Genomic DNA, 1,149 nt, shown 5'->3' with positions numbered 1-1,149 from the left:
CAGGTCGCGCAGGCCGCCCGGTGCCGGCCAGGCGTGGGCCGGCTCGGCGCGCGGCAGCACCGGCGCGTCGGTGGCCTGGGTCAGCATGTCTTCCGGCAGCACCAGCACAACCGGCCCGGGCCGCCCCTGCAGCGCGGTGTGGAAGGCGCGCGAGATGTATTCGGGCAGCCGCGCCGGGTCGTGCACCTCGCCGACCCACTTCGCGAAGCCGAGCGTGCCGGGGCCGAACACCTGCCGGTAGTCGAGTTCCTGGAAGGCCTCGCGGTCGCGCTGGTCGCTGGCCACCTGGCCGATGAACAGCACCATCGGCGTGCTGTCCTGGAAGGCGGTGTGCAGCCCGATGCTGGCGTTGGTGGCTCCCGGGCCGCGCGTCACGAAGCACACGCCCGGGCGGCCGGTCAGCTTGCCCTGCGCCTCGGCCATGAAGGCGGCACCGCCTTCCTGCCGGCAGGCGATGAAGCGGATGCTGTCGCGGTGTTCGTGGAAGCCGTCGAGCACCGCGAGGTAGCTCTCGCCGGGCACGCCGAACACGGTGTCGATGCCTTGGGCGATCAGGGCTTCGACCAGCACGTGGCCGGCCAGGCGTGGCGTGCCCGGGGGGCGTTGCGGGCGTTGCGAATGGGACGAGGAGTCGGTCATGTCGGCGCGGCACTGGCAGCTGGAATGAAGCGCCCAGTGTGCCTTGTGCGCGGGCCGGTTCGACGCCGCCACCGCGTGAATCGCAGCGCAGCGCTGACGATTCGCGGCAACCAGGAACGGGAAGTGTCCGCGGACGACGCAATCGGCGTCTGCAGGTCTGCGTATGGTGCGCATGCGCCGCGCCGATGGATCGCGCGAACGCAGCGCCCGCGCGGGCTGGCGGGCTGCGGGGACAGCCTCTGCGCGACCCATCGGCATGGTCCGCAACTTGCCCCTTCCCGCGCATGAACAAGACATCCCTGCTGGCCGCCCTCTTCGCGACCGCTGCCCTGGCCGCCTGCAGCGGCGGTGGCGGCGACAGCGCCGCACCCTCGCCTGCCGGCGCTGCTCCGGCACCCGCACCGGCTCCTGCCCCCGCTCCGGCACCGGCCCCCGCACCCGCCCCGAGTCCCGCACCGGCACCGAGCCCGGCGCCGAGCCCTGCACCCTCCCCGAGCCCGGCCCCTGCAC

1 protein-coding gene and 1 pseudogene are annotated in these 1,149 nt (G+C 73.8%); one reads left to right on the top strand and one right to left on the bottom strand.

Annotated elements, in window-relative coordinates; all coding sequences use genetic code 11:
- Positions 1 to 639: thiamine pyrophosphate-binding protein (locus ACXJLU_RS33395; protein ID WP_457338013.1), on the bottom strand; the 639-nt coding region annotated here is incomplete at its 3' end.
- A 284-nt stretch (positions 640 to 923) separates the two neighbouring features.
- Here ACXJLU_RS33395 and ACXJLU_RS33390 point away from each other — a divergent pair.
- Positions 924 to 1,149 (top strand): annotated as a pseudogene (locus ACXJLU_RS33390) (hypothetical protein); the annotation flags it as partial.

It is taken from the genome of Rhizobacter sp. P5_C2, from assembly GCF_054049715.1.
This window is presented reverse-complemented; position numbering and strand designations above follow the sequence as displayed.